The organism is Pseudoflavonifractor sp. 60, from assembly GCF_009911645.1.
GTDB lineage: Bacteria > Bacillota > Clostridia > Oscillospirales > Oscillospiraceae > Lawsonibacter.
Genome location: NZ_QWKI01000178.1, coordinates 1 through 1,076, shown reverse-complemented (window position 1 = coordinate 1,076; position 1,076 = coordinate 1). Strand labels below are relative to the sequence as shown.

Annotated in this window: 1 protein-coding gene; it reads right to left on the bottom strand. The window is 55.0% G+C overall.

Annotated features, from left to right (window positions below; translation table 11 throughout):
- Positions 1–1,076: recombinase family protein (locus D1646_RS18350; protein ID WP_160637853.1), on the bottom strand; the 1,076-nt coding region annotated here is incomplete at both ends.

Here is a 1,076-nt window from a genome sequence, read left to right as displayed (position 1 = left end):
TCCACCCTGCCAGTCTGCTCCTGCATCGTTTCCATTTCAGCGGCCAGACGCTTCAACTCGCTTTCAAGCTGCTCCTGTTCCGCTTCATACTGCTGGGAAAGTTTCAGAAATCGCTTGTCTGTCAGCTTACCCGCAACGTGATCCTCATAAGTGCGCTGAATCAGCACATCCAGTTCATCATACCGCCGCTGTCCGTCCGTCAGGGCTTTCCGGCTCTCCTTCATCTGCTGTGACTGACGGTCAGAGGTCGTGTCCATTACCAGCCGTTCAAAGGCTTCCCGGTTGGCTTTCGCGTACTCCGAAATGGAGCGCAGGGCCGACAGAATCAAGTCCCGTACAACCTCTGTACGGATAAAGTGCATCGTGCAATCGCTGGTACGCTTGCGGTAGCTGGAACAGGCATAGGAATCTCTGAACTGCCCCTTGCCATTGTCCCCGCGCTCGTTATACAGCCTCGCGCCACAGTCGGCACAGTAGAGAAGTCCGGTCAGTGGATTAGCTTCTCCCAGGCTGGTGGGGCGGCGTCCGGTTTTTCGTAGCTTCTGCGCCGTCTGAAAGGTTTCCTCGTCAATGATCGGCTCCTGGGTGTTTTCAAAAATCACCCAGCTATCCTTGGGGGTGAGATGCCGCCGCTTATCCCGGAAGCTGGTCTTTTCCGTCTTGAAGTTGACGGTATGGCCCATATATTCCATACGGTTGAGGATGTAGGAGACGGTAGTCCCCCACCAGCGGCAGGGATTGGCAAACTCATTGTTGCGTCGGTTTCCTGCGCCACGCTCTGCGAGATAAGCAGACGGGCAGAGGATATGTTCTTTTTCCAGTATCGTGGCGATCTCATAAGGGCCTTTACCACTGATAGTCATGCGGAAGATTCGCCGGACGATCTCGGCGGCTTCATCGTCAATAACCCACTTCTCCGGGTCGTCCGGGTCTTTCTTGTAGCCATAGAGCGGGTGAACGGCGGTGTGCTTGCCAGCCATGCCCTGGGCGCGTTTGATTGCCCGGACTTTCTTGCTGGTGTCTCTTGCGAACCACTCGTTCATGATGTTCAAAAACGGGGTAAAATCCGTTTCCTG